Below are 24,708 nucleotides of genomic sequence, written 5' to 3'. Positions count from 1 at the left end.
GCCGGGACTGCCGGGCCGTCGGGAAGGGCGGACCCCGGCCGGCCGGGCCGCGACCGCCGGCGCCGGGGTCGGCGTCAGCCGGTGAAGCCCAGCTCGGCGAGGCCGCGCTCGATCCTGGCGCGGTGGGCGGCCTCCCAGTCGTCCAGGGTCTCGGCGGCCTCCTTGGCCAGCTTCGCCCGGGCTGCCGCCAGGACCTTCGCCCGGTCGGCGGCGGGCACCGCCACGACCCCCTCCTCGTCGGCCACCACGATGTCGCCGGGGGCCACCAGCACTCCGCCGCAGCGCACCGGGGCACCGTGGGTGCCCAGCTGCTCCTTCGAGCCGGGGATCGGGATGACGCCCCGGGCGAAGACCGGGAAGCCGAGCTCCCGCACCTCGCCGAGGTCGCGGATCAGGCCGTCGGCCACGAACGCGGCGACGCCCCGGCGCTGCGCCACGGCACAGACGTTGCCGCCGGCCAGCGCGTAGTCGAGGTCACCGGACTCGACGACGATCACCGAGCCGGGCTCGGCCCGGTAGATCGCCGCGTGCAGCATCAGGTTGTCGCCGGGCGGGCACTGCACCGTGAAGGCCGGTCCGGCCACCCGGGGCATGCCCGCCCACAGCGGGCGCAGACCGATGTCCATCACCCGGGCACGGCCCAGGACGTCGGCCAGCGTGGTAGTGGGGATGTCCCGGAAGTCCGTGACGTCCTGTTCCGTCGTGAAGTCCACGGCCATGGCGGCTCGTTGCTCCCTCGGTCGTCGAAGATGATCGGATGACGGGAAGACTAGGGCGGAGCGGGGAGCGCGGGTTCACCGGCTCCAGCCGGTGCCGTTCCCGGGCCGCCCGCCGCCCGCCGCCCGCTGCCCGCCGTCCGCCGTCCGCTGCCCGCTCCCGGGCCTCCCGCCACCCGGCCTCTCCGCGCCTCAGGCGTAGAACTTCAGCAGCTCCGGCACCAGCACCTCGGCCGCCACCTCATGGGTCTGGTCGGCCAGCGTCCGGTACTCGGCGCCCGGCACGGCCGCCGCCACCGCTCGGGCGGGAGCCCGCAGCAGCTCCGGGCTGGCGCCGCCGTCCAGGACCAGGGTCGGCACGGTGATCGTGGCCAGGAGGTCGACCGGGACGGTCGCCCCCGTGCGCGCGCCGAGCGCTGCCGCGTCGTACGCCAGGGTCGGCGCGACCGCCTCGAACACCGGCCACACCGGGGCCGAGCGCATCCCCTCCACCATCTCGCCGGGCATCCCGACGAAGGTCATGAAGGCCGCGACGGCGTCCCCGCGCCGTCCCTCGGCGAGTGCCGCCTCCAACTCGGTGACGTACCCGACGAAGCGCTCGCGCTGCGTCTCCTCCGTGCTGAACGGCGGCTCGTAGACGGCGAGTCGGCTGATGCCGACGCCCGCGGCGGCGGCCCGCAGGGCCAGTGCGGCGCCCGAGGAGATGCCGAACACCCGGGCCGCGCCACCGGCCGCCGCGATCACGGCGGCCAGGTCCTCGATCTCGCGCTCCACCGCGAAGGGTGCCGTGTCCCCGCTGCCGCCGCGGCCGCGCCGGTCGTAGGCCCACACGGTGTGGTGGGCCGAGAGCTGCTCGGACACCGCCACGCCCGGGTCGAAGGCGCGGTGGCCGATCGCCCCGTCCACGAGGACGACGGCCGGGCCGGAGCCGGTGACGGTGCAGGCGATGGTGGTGCCGTCGGCGGAGATCACGGTGGTGGTCATGGCGGTGTTCCTTCGGTCGTCCGAGTCGGTCGCAGGGGTAGACCGGGGTTCGCCGCAGAACTCATCGCTGTTCCGCGGAAGACATATGATTCACGGGTAAATTACCTGTTAATCTTTTTCCATGGCCTCCCCCGCCCAGCTCCGCCAGGTGCTCCGGGTCGGTCCGCCCGGAGACGGCTGGCACCGGCCCGCGCTCAGCGCCGTCCTCACCCTCGGCACCCTCAACCTCGCCCTGTTCGCCCTCGGCCGGCTGGACCTCGCGCTCTACACCTCGGTCGGCGGCCTCGGCGCCCTCTACGGGCACGGCCTGCCCTACCGGGCCCGGGCCCGGACGCTGGCCGGCGTGCTGCTCGGTGCCGTCCTCAGCGCCGGCGCCGCCCTCACCGCCGCAGCGCTCACCCGCGACGCCGCCGTCCTCGTCGCGGTGGCGGCCGTGCTCGCCGCCCTGCACAAACTGCTCTGCGACGCCGCCCGGGTCGGCCCGCCCGGCGCCCTGATCATCACCTTCACCACCGCCGGCTGCGCCTTCGTCCCCCAGCGGCTCGCGGACCTCGCACCGCACCTGGCGCTCGCCGCAGTCGGCGCCGCACTGGCCTGGCTGGTCTGCATGGCTCCCGCGCTGTGGCACCCGTACGGACCGGAGCGCACCGCCACCGCCCGTGCGCTGGAAGTCGCCGCCCGCCTGCTGCGCACCGACCCCGGCGCACCGGACGCCGCTGCCCGTACCGCCCTGGTCGGCGCGGTCGACGCGGCCCGGCGCAGCCTCGCGCTCTCCTCCCCGGCCCGTCAGCGCGCCCTCGGCGAGGAACCGGAACGGCTGCTCGTCCACGCCGAGGCCGCCCTCGCCTCGCCCGTCGATCCGGCGGCCGCCGAGCGCTACGCCGCGTGGGCCCGGGACCTGCGGCGCGGCCGCCGCCCCGTGCCGTCGCCGGAACTCACCGAGGCGGAGGCCGCCGACCTGCGCGCCCTCCCGCCCGTCCGCCGGCTCCCGCTGCGCGCCGTCCTGCGGCCCGGCTCGGCGCTGCTGCCGATCGCCCTGCGGGTCGCGGTCGGCTGCGCCGCCGCCGGCTGGCTCTCGCTGGCACTCGGCGTCGGCCGTCCGTACTGGGCGGTGGTCACCGCGGCCTCGGTCTTCCAGGCCAACAGCACGCTCTCCTGGCAGCGCGCGGTGCAGCGGGTCCTGGGCAACCTCCTCGGCCTGGCGCTCTTCACGGCCGCGGTGCCGGTCGCCCGCTGCGGCCCGGTGGCGCTGATCGCGCTCGGACTGCTGTGCCAGTTCGGCGCGGAGGCCATGATCGCCCGCAGTTACTGGCTGGCCACGGTCTTCGTCACCCCGATGGCCCTGCTGATGACCGAGTTCGCGGGCCCGCAGCCCGCCCGGATGCTGGTGGCCGACCGCTGGCTGGACACCTGCGTCGGCGCGCTCACCGGTCTGGTCGCCTGCCTGCTCGTCACCAACCGCCGGACCGCCGCCCGGCTGTCCAGGGCCGTGGCCGACACCGAGACCGCCACCCGCGCCGCCCGGGCGGCACTGGCCGTACTGGCCGCCGACCGGACGGGGTCGACCGCCGCCGACCGGGCCGCACCGGCCGCCGACCGGACCGGATCCACCGCCGCCCGGGCCGTACTGGCCGCCGCCCTGCTCGAACTGCGCGAGGCCGCCGACACCGCGACCGGCGAGTGGCGCCGCCCGACCCTCCCCCACCAGCACGCCGCCGACACCGAGCGGCACGCCCACCACCTGCTGACCGCCCTTCTGGAGCACCGGGGCGGCGGAGCGCGCGCCGTCTAGGATCGACCGAACGGGTCGGTCGCGGAACGGGAGCAGCGCACGTGGAGGACGTCGTCGCAGGGGTGCTGCGCCAGTGGGAGCGCGCCTACCCGGGCCTGGACACCGGCCCGATCGCTGTCCTCGGCCGGATCAACCGCTGCGCCGCGCTCCTCCAGCAGACCCCCGACCCGCTCACCCGGGCCGGCCTCACCCGCGCCGAGTTCGACATCCTCGGCGCCCTGCGCCGCCTCGACCGCGAGCTGACCCCGACCCAGCTCGCCCGGGAGAGCTTCGCCTCGGGGGCCGCCGTGACCAAGCGGCTGCGACTGCTGGAGGAACGCGGTCTGGTCAGCCGCCGCACCGACGACCGCGACCGCCGGGTCGCCCACCTCTCGCTCACCGACACCGGCCGGGAGCTGGTCGACGGCCTGATCGAGGAACTCGTCGCGTACGACCGCGAGCTCCTCTCCGGCCTCACCCTGGACGAGCGGACCCGCCTCGCCGAGGCGCTGGCCGGGCTGCTCAACACCCTCGAGGGCACCATCGGCCGCACCCTGCGGTAGCGGCGCCGGCCTCCTCGGGACGGCTTCCCCAGCCTCCTCGGCCTCCACGGCCTCCACGGCTGTCCGGTCCTGATTCGCCGCGTGCGCCCGGGCCGGCCGCCTTTCCGGACAACGGCCGTCCCCGCAGGGCCGCTTCCGTTGCTTGATCGGCCCCGGGCGGTGCGCCGCTCGGCGTAGCCTTCGTGCATGGCAGAGAGCAAGGCCCGGAAGACGGCGACCAGGACCGCGACCAAGGCGGCGGCTCAGAAGCCGACCGCGGAGGCGGCTGTACAGGGCACCGCGACGGCGGCCGTGGCACCGGCTGCGAAACCGACGACGAAACCGACTGCGAAGGCGCCCACGAAGGCGCCTGCGAAAGCGCCCACGAAGGCGCCCACGAAGGCGCCCGCGAAGGCCCCGGCGGAACCCGCCGCGAAGCGGGCGGTGAAGCCGCCCGCGAAACCGACCGCGAAGCCCGCCGTGAAACCCGGGAAGCCGGAGTCGCACCTGGCGATGGTGCGGCGGGCCCGGCGGATCAACCGCGAGCTGGCGGAGCTGTACCCGTACGCGCATCCGGAGCTGGACTTCGAGAACCCGTTCCAGCTGCTGGTAGCCACCGTGCTGTCGGCGCAGACCACCGACCTGCGGGTGAACCAGACCACCCCGGCACTGTTCGCCCGGTACCCGACGCCCGAGGACATGGCGGCCGCCAACCCGGAGGAGCTGGAGGAGATCATCCGCCCGACCGGCTTCTTCCGGAACAAGGCGAAGTCGCTGATCGGCCTCTCGGCCGCGCTGCGGGACGAGTTCGGCGGTGAGGTTCCGGGCCGGCTGGCCGACCTGGTGACCCTGCCGGGCGTCGGCCGCAAGACCGCCAACGTCGTCCTGGGCAACGCCTTCGGGGTGCCCGGCATCACCGTGGACACCCACTTCGGGCGGCTGGCCCGGCGGTTCGGCTGGACCACCGAGGAGGACCCGGTGAAGGTCGAGCTGGCCGTCGCCGAGATCTTCCCGAAGTCCGAGTGGGCGATGCTCTCGCACCGGGTCGTCTTCCACGGCCGGCGGATCTGCCACTCGCAGAAGCCCGCCTGCGGAGCCTGCCCGATCGCACCGCTCTGCCCCGCGTACGGGGAGGGCGAGACCGATCCGGAGAAGGCGCGCAAGCTGCTCAAGTACGAGATGGGCGGCCAGCCCGGCCAGCGGCTGAAGCCGCCGTCGGACTTCCCCGGCGAGGCGGCCGCCCGGGCCGACGCCGCCGCCCACCAGGGCCGGGTCGCGGACCTGGCGGTGGAGGCGTGATCCGCGGGGCGATCGAGCGGGACGGCCTGCCGAAGTGGCTGGAGCCGGTCCGGGACGCGGCCGAGCGGGTGCTGCCGGAGCAGCTGAGCCGCTTCCTCCCGCCGACCGACGGCGGGCGGGCGGCGGCGGTGCTGATGCTGTTCGGTGAGGGCCCGGACGGTCCCGACCTGCTGCTGATCGAGCGGGCCCGCTCGCTGCGTTCGCACGCCGGCCAGCCGTCCTTCCCCGGTGGCGCGCTGGACCCGGAAGACGGCGACCCGGACGGCCCCGGCCCGATCGCGGCGGCGCTGCGCGAGGCCTGGGAGGAGACCGGGCTGGACCCGGCCGGGGTGCAGGTCTTCGCCGAGCTGCCCCGGCTGTACATCCCGGTGAGCCGTTTCGTGGTCACCCCGGTGCTCGGCTGGTGGCGCGAGGAGTCGCCGGTGCACCCGGTGGACCAGGCGGAGACCGGCGCGGTGTTCCGGGTGCCGATCGCCGACCTCGCCGACCCCGCGAACCGGGTCCGGCTGCGGCACCCGTCCGGGCACGTCGGGCCGGCCTTCGCTGTCGCCGGGCGACTGGTCTGGGGGTTCACCGCCGGGGTGATCGACCGGGTGCTGCACCACAGCGGCCTGGAGCTGCCGTGGGAGCCGTCCCGGGTCGTCGACCTCTCCGACGACGCCCTCGCGCTGGTCCAGGGCGACCTCGAGCACTCCCGCGCCCTGCCGGGCAGCGACGCCGGGGCCCCGTGACGGTCCGTCGGCGCGGTCGGTCCGCCAACCGTGGGAGGGTGTCCGAGTGAACGTCCTGGATGTGCTGCTGGTCCTCGCCGCCGTCGGATTCGCCGTTTCGGGCTACCGGCAGGGCTTCGTGGTGGGCGTCCTGTCGCTCGTCGGCTTCCTCGGCGGCGGCCTGCTGGCCGTCCAACTGCTGCCCCTGCTGCTCGACCAGCTCAGCCCGGGCACCGCGTCCTCGGTGGTGGCCGTCGTGGTGGTGATCGTCTTCGCCGCGATCGGCCAGGCGGTCACCGCGCACTTCGGCTGGAAGCTGCGCGGGCACATCGACCGCCGCCCGACCCGGGTGCTGGACGCGTCCGGCGGCGCGGTGGTCAACGTGATCTCGATGCTGCTCGTCGCCTGGCTGATCGGCTCCGCGCTGGCCGGGACGTCCCTGCCGACGGTCTCCCGGCAGGTCCGGTCCTCGGCGATCCTCGGCGGCGTCCAGAACGCGCTGCCCGACGACGCGCCGAACTGGTTCTCGGACTTCTCCAAGGTGCTCGCCCGCAACGGCTTCCCGCAGGTCTTCAACCCCTTCGAGCACGAGCCGATCACCCAGGTCGACACCCCCGACCCGGCGCTGGCCGGCGGCGCGGCGGTGGCCAGGGCCCGGCAGAGCCTGGTCAAGGTGGTCGGCACCGCGACCTCGTGCGGCAAGACCCTGGAGGGCAGCGGCTTCGTCTTCGCCCCGCACCGGGTGATGACCAACGCCCACGTGGTCGGCGGCGTCGACGAGCCGACCGTGCAGATCGGCGGGGTCGGCCAGCTGTACGACGCCACGGTGGTCCGCTACGACTGGCAACGCGACATCGCCGTCCTGGACGTGCCCAAGCTGAACGCGCCCCCGCTGACCTTCGCGGGCGAGGCCAGGACCAATGACAGCGCGATCGTCGCGGGCTTCCCCGAGAACGGCGCCTTCAACGTCCAACCGGCCCGCATCCGCGGCCGGATCCAGGCCAACGGCCCGGACATCTACCACCGCGGCCAGGTGGTGCGCGACGTCTACTCGGTGCGCTCGCTGGTCCGCCAGGGCAACAGCGGCGGGCCGCTGCTCACGCCGGACGGCCAGGTGTACGGGGTGGTGTTCGCCAAGTCCCTGGACAGCGCCGACACCGGGTACGTGCTGACCGCCGCGGAGGTGCGCGAGGACGCCCAGGCGGGCAGCACCGCGAACACCCGGGTGGACACCCAGGGCTGCGCGCTGTGACGTCGGCCGAGGCGGTGGGCCGGCAACTTCTGACGTCGGCCGAGGCGGTGGGCCGGGCGGCCTGACGTCGGCCGAAGCGGCGTCGCCGGTCGTGCGGGGGTCTCGGCCCGACGCGCTGCCGGCTGACCCGGCACAAGATCCGTCAGGTCGTCAGCCCGCCCTGGTAGCCTCGGCCGCGCTCACCCGTTCGGCTCAACCGGGCGCCGTCCCGGAGTGAGCTCAAGGGGAGGTCGTGGCAGTCCGATGATGGGTCATTCGCACGCGGTGAGCGGGGCGATGCTGTACGCGGCGTCCGCCCCGTTCCTGCCCCCGCTGCTGCTGCACACCAAGCTGGAGCCGGCGGACATCCTGATGGGCACGGTGCTGTGCGCCGGAGCGGCCCTGCTGCCGGACCTCGACCACCACGACGGCTCGATCGCCAACTTCCTCGGGCCGGTCTCCAAGGTGCTCTGCCGCTTCGTGGCCTGGGCCTCCGGCGGCCACCGGCACGCCACCCACTCGCTGCTGTTCGTCGCGCTGATGGGCGCCGGTACCTGGGCCGGCATCACGTACCTGGGCCGCTACTTCACCCTCGGGCTGACGTTCTTCCTGCTGGCGCTCGCGATCCGGGCCCTGCGGCTCTGCCCGCCGAGCAACGGCCCCGAGGCGTGGATCACCGTGATCGGCCTGTCCGCGCTCGGCACGTTCGGGATGAACACGTGGATGCCCAACTCGCCCGGCTGGCTGCCGTACGCGGTCGCGCTGGGTACGCTGGCGCACCTGCTGGGCGACTGCCTGACCAAGAAGGGCGCGCCGCTGCTGTGGCCGCACAAGGAGCGCTACGAGATCGTGCTGATCAAGCGCAGCGGCAACAGCGTCGAGACCAAGGTGCTGGTGCCGATCATGTCGGTGGCGACCTTCGTCCTGCTCTGGTTCACCGCGCTGTCGCCGACCATCGTGAACTGATCTCCACCGTTCGGCGGGACGAAGCGGCGCGAGGCCTCAGGTCTCGCGCCGCAGTCGTGCGCCCACCCACCGGGCGCGCCGGCCGAGGATGCGCGGGATGCCGAGCTGCCGTTGCACTCCGCGCCGGTGGCCGTCGAGACCGTCGAAGCCGAGGTCCTCGGCCCGGTCCGGGCGGGGCGTGGAGCGCTGGGGGCTGTTGTGGCGTCGGCCGTGCGGGGCGCCACCGCGATCGGGCATCCAGGTCATACCGGAATGGATGCCCGTGGGCCGGTGGGGGTAACCGCCCGGGCTTTGCCGAAGTTGGCCTATGCGCTTGTCATATGAGCGTCACAATAGCGGAGTTGGGCCGCTGAGCCCCCCGCTCCGACCGGCCCGACCCACCCCGGACGATCACTCCTTGTGGCGACCCACCCAGTCCAGCAGCTCGGCGGTGAAGTCCTCCGGCGCCTCCTCGTGCGGGAAGTGCCCGACCCCCGGCATCAGCCGCCAGCGGTACGGAGCCGCCACGTACTCGCCGCCGCCGAGCGCGGTGTGCGACAGCAGGACCGGGTCCGCGGCGCCCTGGACCTGCAGCGTCGGCGCGGTGATCGGCTTCTTCATCCGGCGCGCGAACTGGATGCCGTCGGGACGGGCCATCGAGCGCAGCAGCCAGCGGTACGGCTCGATCGAGCAGTGCGCGGTGCTGGGGATCCGGATCGCCTGCCGGTACGCGTGCACGGCCGCCTCGTCCAGCTTGGTCGGCCCCGTCCACTCCTCCAGGTACCGGCCGACCAGCGCGGCGTCGTCGGCCACCAGTCGGCGTTCCGGTATCCAGGGGCGCTGAAAGCCCAGCACGTGCTCGAAGGCGGCCATCTGCTTGCGGTCGGTCAGCAGCGCCCGGCGCAGGTCCCGGGGGTGGGCGGCGGAGACCACGGTGAGGCTCTGGATCACCGACGGGCGCATCACCGCCGCCACCCACGCCAGGGTGCCGCCGGAGGCGTGCCCGACCAGGTGCGCCCGGCGTTCGCCGAGCGAGCGGATCACGCCGGTGATGTCCAGGGCGAGGTTGCCCGGGTCGTAGCCGCGCGGGGTGCGGTCGCTGCCGCCGATGCCGCGCAGGTCGAGGGCCACCGCGCGGTAACCGGCCTCGGCGAGCGCGGTCAGCTGGTGGCGCCAGGCCCACCAGTACTCGGGCCAGCCGTGCACCAGCAGCACCAGCGGACCGGCGCCCAGCTCGGCGATGTGGAAGCGGGCGCCGTTGGCCGCGAGGTCGCGGTGCGTCCACGGACCGGACTGCCGGATGCTCCACGGCTCCTCGGTGACGCCGCCGCCGTGGCGTCCGAATCCCGGAGCACCGGCGGTGGCGGTGGCGGTGGCGGTGTGCCGGCCGGTCTGGTGCACGGCTTGCTGTCCGGGCTGCTCTTCGGTCCCAGGCCCCGTCGCAGGGCCGTTCCGAGGCCCGTTCCCAGGGCCGTTCCCAGGTCCGGCGGTGTCCCGCTCCGGGGCCTGCTCGGGGCTGGAATCGGCGGACGGCTGCGCGGCAGCGGGCTTCTGGTCAAGCGGCATACCGAGAGCGTGTCACATCCGTGTGCCGGACACGTGCCCGGCACTCGCTGTCGGCGGGTCGGCGTACGTGTCCGGCGGGGTTGTGGGGGATGCTGATCGGTTACGGCGAACGCTGTCGGTTACGGCGAACGCTGTCGGTTGCGGAGAACGCCGTCGGTTACGGGGGACGCCGTCGGTTACGGGGCCGCTCACCGGTTACGGGAGCGATGGCCGGTCACGTGGACGCCGATCGGTTACGGGACGTCGACCGGTTTACGGGATGCGGCCGAGGCCCCGGTCGATCTCCTCCTGGGTGGCCGGGCGCGGCCGGGCGTTCTTCAGCACCTCGGCGGTCTTCTGGACGCCCTCGATGGTGCGCTCGGGCTTCTGGATCTTCTTGATGAAACGCCAGGCCACGAACCCGACCAGCGCCGCGAGGATGAGGTGGACGGTGGCCGAGAGCACGAAGGACCAGCCCAGCGGCACACCCAGCCAGTGGAAGAAGAAGGCGATCGCGATGCTCACCATCGGGATCGCGGCCATGGCGAGCACCCCGGCGACGGCGAAGAAGACGCCGCCGGAGACACCGCGCTTGACGTCCGCCTTGATCTCGGCCTTGGCGAGCGCGATCTCGTCGTGGACCAGTGCGGTGAGGTCGGCGGTGGCCGCCGCGAACAGCTGTCCCACCGAACGCTCGCCCTCGTAGGGCGCCCGGCCGTTGCTGGACGGGTCTGCGGCTCCTGTGGGCATCAGCGGTTCTCCTCTGCGGCTGTTGCGGCGTGACGCCGTCGCGGGTGCGGTTCCGGTGCCGGTGGGGGTCCGGGGGCGTCAGTGGGTTGTCGACAGCTCAGAATCATGCCCTTACCGGTCAGTCGGACACCACTCCGGGGCCCCGCCGGAGGGACGTGTCACGGCTGCGGCAGGTGGTTCGAGGCCTTCGCAGGGCCTCGGAGCGAGCTTCGGAGCGGGCCTCGGAGCCGAGCCTCGGAGCCGAGCCGCCGGGAGGTTCAGTTTCCCGTCCCGGGCCGCTCGCCGGGCCGGGGCCGGGGCCGGGCGGGGCCGGCGGCCCGCTCCCGTCCGGCCGGGCCGTCGCCCTGGCGGACGTCCCCGTGGTGGCCGTCGCCCTGGCGGAGATTCCCGTGGTGGAGGCTCTCCTGGTACACGTCCGGCACGCCGTCGCCGTCCGTGTCCCGGTCCTCCTCCTCGCACAGTTCGCGGTAGTGCCGGTTGCGCAGCTTGAGCAGCACGGTGGCGAGCAGCGCGCAGAGCAGCGAGCCGACCAGCACGGCGGTCTTGCAGCGGTCGGCGAGCGCGAGGTCGTCCTGGAAGGCCAGTTCGCTGATCAGCAGCGAGACGGTGAATCCGATGCCGGCGAGCACCGAGACGGCGAACATGTCGGCCCACTTGAGCTGCGGATTCAGTTCGGCGCGGGTGAACCTGGCGGCCAGCCAGGTGCCGCCGAAGATGCCCACCGTCTTGCCGACCAGCAGTCCGATCACGATGCCGAGCGGGGCGGCCTGGGTGAATACCTCGCGCAGCGTAGAACCGGAGATCGTCACCCCGGCCGCGAACAGCGCGAACACGGGGACGGCCAGCCCGGCGGAAAGCGGACGGACCAGGTGCTCGATGTGCTCGCCGGGGGACTCCTGCTCGTCACCCTCCCGGTGGCAGCGCAGCATCAGGCCCATCGCGACGCCCGCCACCGTGGCGTGGACACCGCTCTCGTGCATCAGCGCCCAGATCACCAGAGCCAGCGGCACGAACAGGTACCAGCCCTTCACCCCGTGCCGGTGCAGGAACCAGAACAGCACCAGGCCGACGAAGGCCAGACCGAGCGCCCAGAACTTGATGCCGGAGCTGTAGAAGATCGCGATGATCAGGATCGCGATCAGGTCGTCGACCACGGCCAGGGTGAGCAGGAAGGCCCGCAGTGCCGAAGGCAGGTGACTGCCCACCACGGCCAGTACGCCCAGCGCGAAGGCGATGTCCGTGGCGGTCGGAATGGCCCAGCCACCCGGGTGACCGCCGCTGCCGGAGTTGACCAGGGAGTACAGGATCGCGGGCAGGGCGACGCCGCAGACGGCGGCGACCACCGGTAGCAGCGCGGCGCTCGGGGTGCGCAGCTCGCCCGCGACGAACTCGCGCTTGAGCTCGATGCCGGCCACGAAGAAGAAGATCGTCAGCAGGCCGTCCTTGGCCCAGTCGCCCAGGGTGAGGTCGAGGTGGAGCGGGGCCGACGGGCCGACGGTGTGGTCGAGCACGCTCTCGTAGCTGTGCGGCCAGGCGTTGGCCCAGATCAGCGCGACCACGGCGGCGGCCAGCAGCAGCACGCCGCCGACCGTCTCGGTGCGCAGGGCATCGGTGATGAAGGTGCGCTCGGGCAGGGGCAGCCGACCGAGGAGCTGCCGGCGGAGGGGCGTCGGCTCGTGGACGGGCGGCTGGTCGGTCACGCGGGACCTCCTGAGGGGCTGGGAGCGGCAACGGATGCACGGGTGGTGCAGTGCCGACCAGACTTCCCGGCGCGCCCTGTGACGCCCGGACTCCTGCTCAAGGATCTAGATGCGTCCTTAACAGCTTAACGGGGCGTCCGGGATGACTTCCGGATCGTCCTGATTAAGGACTTAAGCCCTGCCGGCCGGTTTCCGCACCCTTGGGAGGGGCCGACGGGCGCCCGGACGGCCCCAGCCGCGCGCAGTCGGGTGAACGGCCGGGGGGCGTAACGCCGAGGTGAGGAGAGAGCGACGGGGGGAGAGCGACGGGAGTGCGATGGAGCCGACGGTGGCCGACGGAACGGGCGACGGAAGCGGGCGGCGGGAGGGTGGTGGGGACCGACGAGGCCGGCGCGTGAGACGGCGGGGCCCCGGGCGGTGGTGTCCGCCCGGGGCCCCGGTCGCTGCTACGGCTTGTTCCGCAGGAGCTCAACGCCTCAGCTGTTGCCACCCGACGGCGGCAGCTGGGCCTGGATCTGGCTCATCACCGAACTGTCGGCGAGGGTGGTGGTGTCCCCGACCTCGCGTCCCTCGGCGATGTCGCGCAGCAGGCGGCGCATGATCTTGCCGGAGCGGGTCTTCGGCAGCTCGCCGACCACCTTGATCTGCTTCGGCTTGGCGATCGGGCCGAGCGTGCGGCCGACGTGTGCCCGCAGCTCCTCGACCAGTTCGGGGGTCTCGGTGACGCCGCCGCGCAGGATCACGAAGGCGACGATGGCCTGGCCGGTGGTGGCGTCGGCCGCGCCGACCACGGCGGACTCGGCCACCGAGGGGTGTCCCACCAGGGCGGACTCGACCTCGGTGGTGGAGATGTTGTGGCCCGAGACCAGCATGACGTCGTCCACCCGGCCGAGCAGCCAGATGTCGCCGTCCTCGTCCTTCTTGGCGCCGTCACCGGCGAAGTAGCGGCCCTCGAAGCGCGACCAGTAGGTGTCGATGTAGCGCTGGTCGTCGCCCCAGATGGTGCGGAGCATGGACGGCCACGGCTCGGTGAGCACCAGGTAGCCGCCGGAGCCGTTGGGGACCTCGTTGGCGTTGTCGTCGACGACGGTGGCCGCGATGCCCGGCAGGGCGCGCTGGGCGGATCCCGGCTTGGTCTCGGTGACGCCCGGCAGCGGGCTGATCATGATGGCGCCGGTCTCGGTCTGCCACCAGGTGTCGACGATCGGGCACTTCCCGCCGCCGATGTGCTCGCGGTACCAGATCCAGGCCTCGGGGTTGATCGGCTCGCCGACGCTGCCCAGAACGCGCAGCGAGGACAGGTCGAACTTCGCGGGGATGTCGTCGCCCCACTTCATGAAGGTCCGGATCGCGGTGGGCGCGGTGTAGAGGATCGTCACGCCGTACTTCTGGACGATCTCCCAGAAGCGGCCCTGGTGCGGGGTGTCCGGGGTGCCCTCGTAGATGACCTGGGTGGCGCCGTTGGAGAGCGGACCGTAGACGATGTACGAGTGGCCGGTGACCCAGCCGATGTCGGCGGTGCACCAGTAGACGTCGGTCTCCGGCTTGAGGTCGAAGACCGCGTGGTGGGTGTAGCTGGCCTGGGTGAGGTAGCCACCGGAGGTGTGCAGGATGCCCTTGGGCTTACCGGTGGTGCCCGAGGTGTAGAGGATGAACAGCGGGTGCTCGGCGTCGTGCGCCTCGGGGGTGTGCTCGGTCGACTGGCGCGCCGTGATCTCGTGCCACCAGACGTCACGGCCCTCGGTCCAGGCGATCTCCTGCTCGGTGCGGCGGATCACCAGGACGTGCTCGACGCCGTCGACCTTGGTGAGCGCCTCGTCAATGGCCGGCTTGAGGGCGGAGGCCTTGCCGCGGCGGTAGCCGCCGTCGGCGGTGATGACGAGCTTGGCCTGGGCGTCCTGGATCCGGGAGGCGACGGCGTCGGCGGAGAAGCCGCCGAAGACCACCGAGTGGGTGGCGCCGATCCGGGCGCAGGCGAGGATCGCGACGACCGCCTCGGCGATCATCGGCAGGTAGACCGCCACCCGGTCGCCCTTGCGGACACCGAGCTCCAGCAGCGCGTTGGCAGCCTGCGAAACCTCGTCCTTGAGCTGGGCGTAGGTGATCGAGCGGCTGTCGCCGGGCTCGCCCTCGAAGTGGATGGCGACCCGGTCGCCCAGGCCGTTCTCGACGTGGCGGTCGACGCAGTTGTAGGCCACGTTGAGCTTGCCGTCGGCGAACCACTTGGCGAAGGGCGGGTTGGACCAGTCGAGCGTCTCGGTCGGTTCGACGGCCCAGGTCAGGCGGCGGGCCTGCTCGGCCCAGAAGCCCAGACGGTCCTCGGAGGCCTGCGCGTACGCGGCCGCGGTGACGTTGGCGGCTTCGGCGAGCTCTGCCGGCGGGGCGAAACGCCGCTCCTCCTTGAGCAGGTTGGCCAGGCTCTCGTTGCTCAACGCGCACTCCTCATCGAGTCATGATCTGGGGCGATCCCGTGCGTGGGGATTGTCCCGTGTGTCCCAGCGCACAGCTCACCAGGCGAGAGGGGCAGTTGACAAGAGGCTCTTGGGAATTGGTGTAGACCTTTGACCGATCACCGAACAGCAGACTCTGTGCCCCGCCGCGCCGGGGCGGCAGGACGCACAGTGGCAGGTGGGCCCGTGCCCCGGCCCGCCCGGCGGGGACACGGGCCCGGCTCTCAAGCGGCCAGCTGAGGGCCCTCCTCGCTGCCCTCGGCCGCGACCCGGTCGTCCTTTCTCACCCGTTCGGCCGAAACGCCGTCAGGGTCGGCCCCGGTGCCGGGGGGATCGCCGACCGGGGCGTCGCCCAGGGCGTCGCGCCGGGGCTCGCTCGGGGTGTCGGCGGGGGCCGTCGTACGGGCCTCGGCGCCGTTCTCGGTCCTGGCCTCGGCGCGGGCTCCGACCCCGGCCTCGGCGCGGGCTCCGACCCCGGCCTCGGCACGGGCGCCGACCCCGGCCTCGCTGCGCGCCTCGACCGGGCTGAACGTCCTGGTGGCGCGGTCCAGGACGTAGGCCTGGGCGGTGGCGAAGTCGAAGTACATCCCGACCAGCCGCAGCGTGCCCTCCTCGACCCTGCGCTCCACCGCGGGGTTGGCCATCAGCTGGTCCAGCTGCTGCACGACATTGGTGATGCAGAGCTGCTCCGCGAGGTCCACCACCGGCCGGTCGGCGAACTCGGCCGGGGCCCGGCGGAGCCGGTCCAGCGAGCCGCGGCCGTTGCGCAGCCAGCGGGCCAGCGGGGTGGGCGGACCGGGGCGCTCGTGCACTCCGTCCAGCAGGGCCTTCATCGCGCCGCAGCCGGAGTGGCCGCAGACCGTGATCGAGCGCACCTCCAGCGCCTCGACCGCGTACTGCACCGCGGCAGCCACCGAGTCGTCGGCCGCGCCCGGCTCGAAGGGGGCCGGCACCAGGTTGCCCACGTTGCGGACCGTGAACAGGTCGCCCGGGCCGCTGTTGGTGATCATGCTGGTGACCATCCGGGAGTCCGCGCAGGTCAGGAAGAGCTGGGAGGGTGTCTGCCCCTCCCGGGCCAGCCGGGCGAGTTCGGGCCGGATCAGCGGGGCGGTGTGCTGCTGGAACACCCGGACGCCGTCCAGCAGCCGGCCGTGCGGGTCCTCCTGCTGCTCGATGCAGTGGTGGCCGACCCAGGGCGTCCAGGCGCGGCAGCGGTGCGGACCGGGTGAACTGCCCGCGCGGACCGTGCCGTCGGGGTCGAGCACCTCGTCCTCCCGGCGCCGCGTCACCATCGAGACCTGCCCGCCGGTGGCCTGGTGCCCCGCCCGCCAGCTGTGCAGCGTCTCGTACGCGGCGTGGTCCAGGAAGGAGCCGTCGTGCACCACGGCGACCTCGGCGTCCGCGGGGATCGAGGCCAGCGCCCGGCTCAACCGGGGTACGGCGGTGAAGGTGAGCGGTCCGTGGGTCCGTACGGTGACCGAGCCGTCCGGGTGGGTCTCGACGTCCACGTGGGCGCGGGTCAGCCGGTAGAGCGCGAGCAGCACGGCGGTGCCCGCGCCGAGCCCGACGCCCCACAGGACCCCGAAGGCGACCACGGCGAGCAGCGTGATCAGGTAGACCGGGAACTCCCGGTGCCGGTGCACCTTGCGGATGTGGGCGAAGCTCACCATCTGCAGCCCGACCACGAGCACCAGTGCGGCCAGTGCCGCCAGCGGGATCCGGCGCAGTCCGCCGGTCAGCGCGAGGGCCGCGGCCAGGACCCAGACGCCGTGCAGCACGGAGGACCACTTGGTCCGCCCGCCGGCCCGGACGTTGGCGGTGCTGCGCACGGCGCCGCCCGCGATCGGCAGTCCGCCGACCAGGCCACTGACCATGTTGGCGAGGCCCTGCCCGCGCAGCTCGCGGTCGAGGTCTCCGGTGCGCTGGGACATCCGGTCGACGGCGACGGCGGACAGCAGTGACTCCACGCTCGCGACGGCGGTGACGGTCAGGACGGCGGCGAGCACGGCGGAGGGCGAACCGTGCGGCAGCGCGGGCACGAGCGACTGCGGCTGCCAGGCGGGCAGTTCGATGTGGGCGAGCCGCAGCCCCAGGGCGAGGGCGAGCGCGGTGGCGACGGCGACGGCGGCCAGCGGACCCGGCACCTTGCTCAGCCGACGACCCAGCTCACCCGCACGACCGGGGAGTCGGCCGAGCCTGGGCCAGCCCAGCAGCACGACCATGGTCACCATGCCGACGAGCAGCGCCGGCGGATGCGGTCCGGCCAACTGACCCGGCAGCGCCAGGATGTTGGCGATAGCGGAGCTCTGCGGGGAACCTCCGAGGACGACGTGCAGCTGGGCGATGGCGATGGTGAGTCCGACCCCGGCCAGCATGCCGTGCACGATGGCGGGCGAGACGGCGAGCGCCGTCCTGGCCACCCGGCGTACGCCGAGCAGGAATTGGAGCAGTCCGGCGGCGACGGTGACGGCGCAGGTGGCCTGCCAGCCGTACTGACCGATCAGCCCGGCGGTGATCACGGTCAGCGCGGCCGAGGGGCCGCTGACCTGGAGCGGGGTGCCGCCGAACAGCCCGACCACGATGCCGCCGACGGCCGCCGCGGCGAGCCCGGCGGTGAGCGGCGCGCCGGTGGCCAGCGCGATGCCGAGTGAGAACGGCACGGCGATCAGGAAGACCACCAGCGAGGCGGAGAGGTCCTGGATCCAGTGCGATCTGGGTTCTGGGCCCGGTGGCGCGTGGTCGGTGGTGTCGGAGGCGATGGGGGCGCTGGAGATGTCGAGGGTCATTGTCTTCCCGTCTGTCCGGGGGAACGAACGCAGTCAGGTCCGGCGGTGAGTCCGGGGTGGGGCTCCGGAGCGGATCGGCTGTCGTGGGTCGCGACGGTGTGGCGGGATGGCGTGGGCGCGGCGGGGAATGTGGGTGTCACCGGCCGGCGTCGACCATCAGGTCCGCCAGGCGCCTGGGCGAGCTGCGGGATGTCTCACCGAGGGCCGTGGGGACGGACCGTCAAGGCTCGGTAAACCGAGAGTAATGAAAGCTTTGCACGACGTCCTTCCCGGTGGGAAGCCGAAATCCCCTGATTCACCCCATTGGGTGGTGTCCGAACGGGCGGGAATCTGCTGGTGGCGCCGCGGGGCCGACATGGGGAACGGGCCGCCGTCCTCCCGGGAGGGGAGGGCGGCGGCCCGTTCGGTTCGTGGCGGCGTCAGGCGGTGACCCCCGCCGGTGTGGCCCGCCCGCCGCCCGCCGCGAACCCGTCCGTCAAGCCGTCCGCGAAGCCGTCCGTGCACTCGCCCAGCACGAAGTCCTCGTCCACCTGGGTCGCGAGGTCGACGCCGACCTTGGCGTTGGCCCAACTCTCCGCGTTGCGCCGGTGGAAGAGCGCCGCCTGCTCGGAGTACCGCCGCGGGTCGCGTCGCCCGTACGCCGCCTCGGCCTCGGTCTGCAACTGCGCCAGCACGGCCCGGTTGGCCGGCTCCAGCGACTTCAGCGGGGGCTCGGCCCCCTGCTCCAGGCGGCGCACCCAGTCGGACTGCCCGAAGGTGGTGAGCAGGTCGTCGCCGACCTCGCGGCGCAGGAAGGCCAGGTCGTCGGGGCCCTGCACCTTGTTGCCGATCACCCGCAGCTGCACGCCGAAGTCCCGGGCGTAGTCCCGGTACTGGCGGTAGACGGAGACGCCCTTGCGGGTCGGCTCGGCCACCAGGAAGGTGAGGTCGAAGCGGGTGAAGAGGCCGGAGGCGAAGGAGTCGGAGCCCGCGGTCATGTCGGTGACCAGGTACTCGTCCGGGCCGTCCACCAGGTGGTTGAGCAGCAGCTCCACCGCGCCGACCTTGGAGTGGTAGCAGGCCACCCCGAGGTCCTCCTCGGTGAAGGCGCCGGTCGCCAGCAGCCGGACCGAGCCCTCGTCCAGCGCGATCGGGCGGGCGCAGGAGGCGTAGACCGGGTTCTCCTCGACGATCCGCAGCAGGCGCGAACCGCGGCCGGGCGGCGTGGTCTTGATCATCTCGTCGGCCGAGCGGATCCGCGGGTTGCTGCCGCGCAGGTACTCCTTGATCTCCGGCAGGTGCGCCCCGAGCGAGGGCAGCGCGGCCGCCTGGGCATCTGTCAGGCCGAGTGCGGGGCCGAGGTGCTGGTTGATGTCGGCGTCGACGGCGATGACCGGCCGGCCGACGGCGGCCAGGTGGCGGATGAACAGTGCGGACAGCGTGGTCTTCCCGCTGCCGCCCTTGCCGACGAAGGCGATCTTCATCTGGGGCTCCGGCTTTCGCTCTGGGCCCTGCGGCGGGCCGGGTGCTCGAGGGCGAGGCTGTTGCGACTGCGCCTCTATTGGAAATCGTTATCGTCTCCGATAGTGGCCATGCTAGCCAAGGTTTGGGCTCCGGCGGAGGAGGGAAGTGAGGATTGCCTCTAACGGGTGATGCGGGGTTGCTGTTCCGGGAGGGGCGACCCGTTCATTACTCTCGGGTAGGTGAGCACTGGAACAGATCCCCTCGCCCCGCTGGCCCAGCTTCCCGGGGTCCCCGACGCGGTCGCCGAGGTGCGCAAGGCCGTCGACCGGCTCTACGGCCACCGGGTGATGCGGCGCCGCGCGGCCGAGGTCACCTCCGAGTCCGCGCTGCGCGGCGCCCGCGCGTCCGCGGCCGTCGCGGGGGCCGACTGGCCGCTGGAGGAGGTCCGGCGGCGCACCGACTTCGGCGCGGACGACGAAGCCCGCACGGTCGGTGCGGCCCTGCGGATCACCGCCGAGGCCGGCCAGCTGCTGAGCGTCTGGCGGCACTCGCCGCTCCAGGTGCTGGCCCGGTTGCACCTGCTCGCGGTCGGCGACGCCGACCCGGCGGCCGGTCGGCCGCGGCGGGCGGGGGAGCGGGCCGAGGAGCTGTTCCCGCTGGAGCTCAAGCCGGTGGACAGCGTCGAGGTGGACGCCGCGGACGGACCGCTGCCCGCGCTGCCCCCCGCGCCGGGCGCGGAGGAGGTCGCGGCCCGGCTGGACCAGCTCTCCCGGCTCCTGGTGGCCCGCGCCGAGGGCCAGGGCGTGGGGACGCCCGCCCTGGTGGTCGCCGCCGTGGTGCACGGCGAACTCCTCGCCCTGCGGCCGTTCGGCGCGTACAACGGGGTGATCGCGCGGGCCGCCCAGCGGATCGTGCTGATCGCCGAGGGCCTCGACCCGAAGTCGATCTGCCCGGCCGAGGTCGGCCTGGCGGAACTGGGCACCGACACCTACCGGAGGGCCCTCGCCGGCTACCTGGGGGGCACGCCGGAGGGCATGGCGGCCTGGATCCACCACTGCGGCCGGGCCCTGCGGCTCGGGGTGCGGGAGAGCACGGCGGTCTGCGAGGCGATGCAGCGCGGGATGGCCTGAGCGGGGCGCGCGCGGACACACAGAGGGCGCCTGCGGACACGTGGATGCGGCGGCACCTGATCCTGCATGGTGCCGCCGCTGGTGCAGACACCGGGTGACCAAGCATGCACCGGAAGTGCCGACCAGACGGGGATCCTGCCCGTTCGTCTGGTCCGGCGGCCCGACAGCGGGTCGGCTGCATGTGGGTGCCCGGATATCTGTACGCGCGGTCCGTGGGGCCTGAACTGCGTTGTCGGTTTGACCTCTTCGGTCCTGACCGGGTCTCGCGGGCCGTGCTTCATTTGTATCGCGTTTCGGCCGAAAGGGGAACCCGAATCGAGAAGTCTGTGCTGATTGCCCGTTTCGGCCCGATCGGTGTTCCCGGGCCGGTCCGAGGCCTCAGGCGACGGGGCGCCGCCGCCGCGCCAGGTACCAGATGACCGCGCCGGTCACCAACGCCGTCCCGACCGCCACCGCGGTCAGCACCGAACCGCTCGGCGCGGAGAACTCGGGCAGCCGGCGCCGCAGTTTTACCGGCCGGTCGAAGACCAGCACGGGCCACTCCCGTGCCTGCGCCTCCTTGCGCAGCGCGCGGTCGGGGTTGACGGCCGAGGGGTGCCCGACGGCCTCCAGCAGCGGCAGGTCGGTCGACGAGTCGCTGTAGGCGTACGACTCGGCCAGGTCGTAGCCCTCCGTCCGGGCCAGCTCCCGGATGGCGGCGGCCTTGTTCTCGGCGTAGGCGTAGTACTCGATCTCGCCGGTGTAGCAGCCGTCCTCGACCTTGAGCCTGGTGGCGATCACGTGGTCCGCGCCGAGCAACTCGCCGATCGGCTCGACCACCTCGGAGCCGGAGCTGCTGACGATCACCACGTCCCGGCCGGCCGCGTGGTGCTGCTCGATGAGCGAGGCGGCCTCGTCGTAGATGATCGGGTCGATCAGGTTGTGCAGGGTCTCGGCGACGATCTCGCGGACCTGCTGGACGTTCCAGCCCCGGGTCAGGGCGGAGAGGTACTCGCGCATCTTCTCCATCTGGTCGTGGTCCGCGCCGCCGACCAGGAAGACGAACTGCGCGTACGCGCTGCGCAGGACGGCCCGACGGTTGATCAGGCCGCCTTGGTAGAACGGCCGGCTGAAGGCCAACGCGCTCGACTTCGCGATGATGGTCTTGTCGAGGTCGAAGAAGGCGGCCGTGCGCGGTCCGCTCGGCCGGGGACGGGCGGGCACGCCGCGCTCCTCGGGCCCGGTGGTCTCGTCCTGGGACTCGTCGGCGTGGTCGTCGGCGTTCTCGGTGGTGTCCACGGGAACCGAGGATAGAGGGAGCCGCAAAACACCCCGCCATTCGGCGTACTCGCGGGCGTGCGGGTTTGTGTTTCTGGCCGCTCGGGTACACCATGGAAGTCACGGATCGTTCGCGACCGTGCTAACCCGGTCCGGCTCCTCCCCCCCGAGTCGGGCTGTGGATAGACGACCCCCGCTCTCCCCCCCCGGCGGGGGTCGTCGCACGTCCGGGGCCATTTTCGGGGCTTGAAGGCCTCTCGCGGCGGCTGACGCGACCGCCCCGCCGACGGTGTACGGGGGGTGTCGACAGCCTGGTCCATCCCCCACCTTTCGTCACTCTGCGTTGCTGGTTGCTCATGCCGAGCCGCCCGTGCGGCCCGCGCCCGACCGGTGCCCGCCGAACCGGTCCGGTGGGGTGCGGAAGGCGGAGACCGGCTGCCTGGAGGAGTGCTCGGCCGGGGGGTGAGTGATCGGCCGGTTCATCTCGGTGACCCCCTTTCGTCAATTCCTCGCCGAATAGCCCCCCGCCCGGGTGAACGTTTTCATCCACAGCCCCCGAGTTATCCACAGGCAATCGGAACGCGGATGACGTAATCCGGATCTCCCCCCCACCGTGATGGTCGGCGGCGGTCGCCGGGCAGAGCCTCATCCCCTTCCTCTCCGGAGGTCTGCCGAGCGGCCGTCCGCCGGCACCGTCCGACGCGCGCCCCGGCCCCTGTGGTCGGCGGCGCAGAGGGGAGAGAGCACCATGTCGACGCCGATCGCCGACCACGTCACCGCCGAGGACCCGGCGGCCGCCGGGCCGCTCGTCGTCACCGAGGACGAGGGCCTGGCCGAGCACCTGCTGCGGCTCTGCGCGGCAGCGGGCACCGAGCCGCGGCTGATCCGCGGTGCACCACCGCCGCGCGAACTGTGGGAGGGCGCCCCGCTGGTCCTGGTCGGGGACGACCAGTCCGAACGCTGCGCGGGCCTGAGCCGGCGCGGCGGGGTCCTCCTGCTCGGCCTGGACCTCGATGATCCCGGGGTATGGGTCCGAGCCGTCCAACTCGGCGCCGAACACGTGCTGTTCCTTCCCGACGCCGAAGCCTGGCTGCTCGACCGGATCGCCGACGCGGCCGAGGGCGCCGGCTGCCCCGCGGCCACCGTCGCCGTCATCGGCGGACGAGGCGGCGCCGGGGCGTCGACCCTGGCCTGTGCCCTCGCGGTCGCCGCCGCGCGCACGGGCCGGCGGACCATGCTCATCGACGGCGATCCGCTCGGCGGGGGCCTGGACATCCTGCTCGGCGGCGAGACGGCCCGCGGACTGCGCTGGCCCGACCTCGCCGGTTCGCGTGGACGGGTCAGCGGGGCCGAGTTGGCCCGGGCCCTACCGGCCCTCAAACGGCTCTCCGCGCTGTCCTGCCTCTCCTGGGACCGGGGAGACACCCTGACGGTGCCGGCGGAGGCCATGCGCAGCGTGCTGGCCGCCTCCCGGCGACGCGGCGGCCTGGTGGTGGTCGACGTTCCGCGCCACCTCGACGCGGCCGCAGGACAGGCGCTGGAGCAGTCCGACCTGGCGCTGCTGGTCGTCCCCGCCGAACTGCGCGCGGTGGCGGCCGCCGACCGGGTGGCCGCGGCGGCCCGGATGCGGATCGGGGACGTCCGGGCGGTGGTCCGGCCGGTCCGGGCCGGCGGGCTCCCGGCACACCGGATCGCCCGCGGGCTGCGACTGGAGCTGGCCGGAGAGCTGGAGCCGGAGCCGGGCCTGGCCGAGGACGTCGAGAACGGCGTTCCGCCCGGCCTCCGGGAGAACGGCCCGCTCGCGCGCTTCTGCGCGGCCTTCCTGAACCGGGTACTGCCGCCGGTGCCGGCGGTCGGAGGAGGTGTGTACTGATGGTCCGTCTGCGCAGGACAGGTCCCCGGGGTGGCGCCCCGGGCGCGGGCGACGGTGCGCTGGAGCACCGTCCGCTCAGGAGCGTGCCGCCCCCTGGGGGGCCGCCCCGGGCCGGACACGGGCCCTGCCCGTACGGCCGGACGGCCCGCGAGGAGCGGACGGCGGAGCTGGTGGACGCGGTCCGGCTGCGGCTGGCCGAATCCGGGGCCGCCCCCACGGCGGGCTCGGTCGCGGCGGTGCTGCGGGCCTCCCGGCCACCGCTCGGTGGTGACGAGGTGCTGGACACCGTGCGCTCGCTGCGCGCCGAACTGGTGGGTGCGGGCCCGCTGGACCGGCTGTTGGCGACGCCGGACGTCACCGACGTGCTGGTGAACGGTCCGGACGAGGTGTGGGTCGACCGTGGCGGCGGCCTGCACCGGGCCACCGGGGTCCGCTTCGCCGACGCCGAGGCGGTGCGGCGGCTGGCCCACCGGATGGCCACCGCCGCCGGGCGGCGCCTGGACGACGCGCGGCCGTGGGTGGACGCCCGCCTGCCGGACGGCACCAGACTGCACGCGGTGCTGCCGCCGATCGCGGCCGGCTGCACGCACATCTCGCTGCGGGTGTGCCGGCCCCGGCCGTTCACGCTCGACGAGCTGGTGGCGGGCGGGGCACTGCCGCCGGAGGGCGCCGACCTCCTGGCGGGCATCGTGCGGGCGCGGCTGTCCGTCCTGGTCTCCGGCGGGACGGGATCGGGCAAGACCACGCTGCTCGCGGCGCTGCTCGGACTGGTCGGGTCGGACGAGCGGATCGTGGTCGCCGAGGACTCCGCCGAACTTCGACCGGCCCACCCCCACGTCGTGCGGTTGCAGAGCAGACCGCCGAACCAGGAGGGGCTGGGCGAGTTCACCCTGCGGGACCTCGTCCGGCAGGCGCTGAGGATGCGGCCGGACCGCCTGGTCATCGGCGAGGTGCGCGGGGCCGAGGTGTCGGACCTGCTGGCGGCGCTCAACACCGGTCACGAGGGCGGCTGCGGAACGGTCCACGCCAACACGGCGGCGGACGTGCCGGTCCGGCTGGAGGCGCTGGGCTCGCTCGCCGGGCTCGACCGGCCGGCGCTGCACAGCCAACTGCGGGCGGCACTCGACGTGGTGGTCCACCTGGTCCGGGACCCGGGCTCGGGGCGGCGCCGGGTGGCGGAGGTCCACACGCTGGCCGGGGACCGTGACGGGTTGGCCGTCACCATCCCGGCGGTGGCCTTCCCGGCAACCGGCGGGCTGGTGACCGGCGCGGGCTGGGAACGGCTCGTGGGACTGCTGGCGGCGCGCGGGGTGGCGCTGGGAGGCGCGCCGGGCGTGGCGCCGGGAGGCGCGTCGGGCGTGGCGTCAGGAACGGCGCCAGGACCGACGTCGGGCGCGGCAGCGCCGCCCGGATCGGGGCCGTCGTGAGTGCGGTGGCGATCGTGGCGGCGGCGGTGTCGGCCGGTGAGGCGGCGCGGGAGCTGCGGTGGGTGGAACTCGGCTTCGTCGGACTGCTCAGCGGCTGCGCCCTGACCGCGCTGGCGCTGCTCGGGACGTGGCGAGGAGGAGGGCGATGA

The 24,708-nt window shown here is 73.6% G+C and carries 20 protein-coding genes; 10 read left to right on the top strand and 10 right to left on the bottom strand.

The features are described 5' to 3' along the window. Window positions 1-74: 74 nt before the first annotated feature. Together ABT247_RS03480 and ABT247_RS03475 are read right to left on the bottom strand one after the other, a co-directional pair. The gene (locus ABT247_RS03480) at window positions 75-719 is read right to left on the bottom strand and encodes an RraA family protein (RefSeq protein WP_350737217.1); all 645 of its coding nucleotides are present in this window, start codon (window positions 717-719) and stop codon (window positions 75-77) included. Window positions 720-908: 189 nt separating this feature from the next. Continuing rightward, entirely contained in the window at window positions 909-1,700 is a 792-nt protein-coding gene (locus ABT247_RS03475) for an alpha/beta fold hydrolase (RefSeq protein ID WP_350737214.1), read from the bottom strand. A 121-nt stretch (window positions 1,701-1,821) separates the two neighbouring features. Between ABT247_RS03475 and ABT247_RS03470 the strand changes: the two genes are divergently transcribed. The 6 genes from ABT247_RS03470 (at window position 1,822) to ABT247_RS03445 (ending at window position 8,219) form a co-directional block, all read left to right on the top strand. Beyond that, window positions 1,822-3,492: an FUSC family protein gene (locus ABT247_RS03470; protein ID WP_350737211.1), complete on the top strand. Its 1,671-nt coding sequence runs from the start codon at window positions 1,822-1,824 to the stop codon at window positions 3,490-3,492. Window positions 3,493-3,533: 41 nt separating this feature from the next. Then, a complete protein-coding gene (locus ABT247_RS03465; protein WP_350737208.1) occupies window positions 3,534-4,034 on the top strand; it encodes a MarR family winged helix-turn-helix transcriptional regulator in 501 nt (166 codons plus the stop codon). Window positions 4,035-4,220: 186 nt separating this feature from the next. Beyond that, entirely contained in the window at window positions 4,221-5,312 is a 1,092-nt protein-coding gene (gene nth / locus ABT247_RS03460) for an endonuclease III (RefSeq protein ID WP_350737205.1), read from the top strand. Further along, a complete protein-coding gene (locus ABT247_RS03455; protein WP_502892374.1) occupies window positions 5,312-6,043 on the top strand; it encodes an NUDIX hydrolase in 732 nt (243 codons plus the stop codon). The genes nth and ABT247_RS03455 overlap by 1 nt, the downstream gene beginning before the upstream one ends. Before the next feature lie 46 nt (window positions 6,044-6,089). Beyond that, window positions 6,090-7,274 (top strand): MarP family serine protease, encoded by a 1,185-nt coding sequence (locus tag ABT247_RS03450; RefSeq protein ID WP_350737199.1) that lies wholly within the window; start codon window positions 6,090-6,092, stop codon window positions 7,272-7,274. A 243-nt stretch (window positions 7,275-7,517) separates the two neighbouring features. Then, the gene (locus ABT247_RS03445) at window positions 7,518-8,219 is read left to right on the top strand and encodes a metal-dependent hydrolase (protein WP_350737196.1); all 702 of its coding nucleotides are present in this window, start codon (window positions 7,518-7,520) and stop codon (window positions 8,217-8,219) included. 36 nt (window positions 8,220-8,255) lie between these two features. Here ABT247_RS03445 and ABT247_RS03440 read toward each other — a convergent pair whose 3' ends face one another. The 7 genes from ABT247_RS03440 to ABT247_RS03410 all read right to left on the bottom strand — a co-directional run bounded on the left by ABT247_RS03440 (window position 8,256) and on the right by ABT247_RS03410 (window position 18,892). Next, window positions 8,256-8,465 carry a hypothetical protein gene (locus ABT247_RS03440; protein WP_350737193.1) on the bottom strand — a complete coding sequence of 70 codons (210 nt, stop codon included), beginning with the start codon at window positions 8,463-8,465 and terminating at the stop codon, window positions 8,256-8,258. A gap of 144 nt (window positions 8,466-8,609) precedes the next feature. Next, window positions 8,610-9,599, bottom strand: a complete 990-nt coding sequence (locus ABT247_RS03435; RefSeq protein ID WP_502892373.1) for an alpha/beta fold hydrolase — start codon at window positions 9,597-9,599, stop codon at window positions 8,610-8,612. A gap of 417 nt (window positions 9,600-10,016) precedes the next feature. Further along, window positions 10,017-10,493: a phage holin family protein gene (locus ABT247_RS03430; protein WP_350737190.1), complete on the bottom strand. Its 477-nt coding sequence runs from the start codon at window positions 10,491-10,493 to the stop codon at window positions 10,017-10,019. Window positions 10,494-10,750: 257 nt separating this feature from the next. After that, window positions 10,751-12,193 carry a Na+/H+ antiporter NhaA gene (gene nhaA, locus ABT247_RS03425; RefSeq protein ID WP_350737188.1) on the bottom strand — a complete coding sequence of 481 codons (1,443 nt, stop codon included), beginning with the start codon at window positions 12,191-12,193 and terminating at the stop codon, window positions 10,751-10,753. 476 nt (window positions 12,194-12,669) lie between these two features. Next, window positions 12,670-14,625, bottom strand: coding sequence for an acetate--CoA ligase (gene acs, locus ABT247_RS03420; protein WP_350737185.1), 1,956 nt, complete (start codon window positions 14,623-14,625; stop codon window positions 12,670-12,672). 242 nt (window positions 14,626-14,867) lie between these two features. After that, a complete protein-coding gene (locus tag ABT247_RS03415; protein ID WP_350737182.1) occupies window positions 14,868-17,429 on the bottom strand; it encodes a SulP family inorganic anion transporter in 2,562 nt (853 codons plus the stop codon). A gap of 419 nt (window positions 17,430-17,848) precedes the next feature. Next, entirely contained in the window at window positions 17,849-18,892 is a 1,044-nt protein-coding gene (locus ABT247_RS03410) for an ATP-binding protein (RefSeq protein ID WP_350737180.1), read from the bottom strand. Window positions 18,893-19,111: 219 nt separating this feature from the next. Here ABT247_RS03410 and ABT247_RS03405 point away from each other — a divergent pair, with 219 nt between their 5' ends. Then, window positions 19,112-20,002, top strand: coding sequence for a Fic family protein (locus ABT247_RS03405; RefSeq protein ID WP_350737177.1), 891 nt, complete (start codon window positions 19,112-19,114; stop codon window positions 20,000-20,002). A gap of 378 nt (window positions 20,003-20,380) precedes the next feature. On the opposite strand, the gene ABT247_RS03400 is transcribed toward ABT247_RS03405, so the two are convergent. Next, on the bottom strand, window positions 20,381-21,205 hold the full coding sequence (locus ABT247_RS03400; RefSeq protein ID WP_350737253.1) for an HAD family hydrolase: 825 nt from the start codon (window positions 21,203-21,205) through the stop codon (window positions 20,381-20,383). An 802-nt stretch (window positions 21,206-22,007) separates the two neighbouring features. Here ABT247_RS03400 and ssd point away from each other — a divergent pair. The 3 genes from ssd (at window position 22,008) to ABT247_RS03385 (ending at window position 24,708) form a co-directional block, all read left to right on the top strand. Continuing rightward, window positions 22,008-23,132 carry a septum site-determining protein Ssd gene (ssd, locus tag ABT247_RS03395; protein WP_350737174.1) on the top strand — a complete coding sequence of 375 codons (1,125 nt, stop codon included), beginning with the start codon at window positions 22,008-22,010 and terminating at the stop codon, window positions 23,130-23,132. An 83-nt stretch (window positions 23,133-23,215) separates the two neighbouring features. Then, window positions 23,216-24,559: a TadA family conjugal transfer-associated ATPase gene (locus ABT247_RS03390; protein WP_350737171.1), complete on the top strand. Its 1,344-nt coding sequence runs from the start codon at window positions 23,216-23,218 to the stop codon at window positions 24,557-24,559. Next, window positions 24,556-24,708, top strand: coding sequence for a hypothetical protein (locus ABT247_RS03385; protein WP_350737168.1), 153 nt, complete (start codon window positions 24,556-24,558; stop codon window positions 24,706-24,708). Before ABT247_RS03390 ends, ABT247_RS03385 begins: the two co-directional genes overlap by 4 nt.

The organism is Kitasatospora sp. NPDC001539 (assembly GCF_040298565.1).
GTDB lineage: Bacteria > Actinomycetota > Actinomycetes > Streptomycetales > Streptomycetaceae > Kitasatospora.
This window is presented reverse-complemented; position numbering and strand designations above follow the sequence as displayed.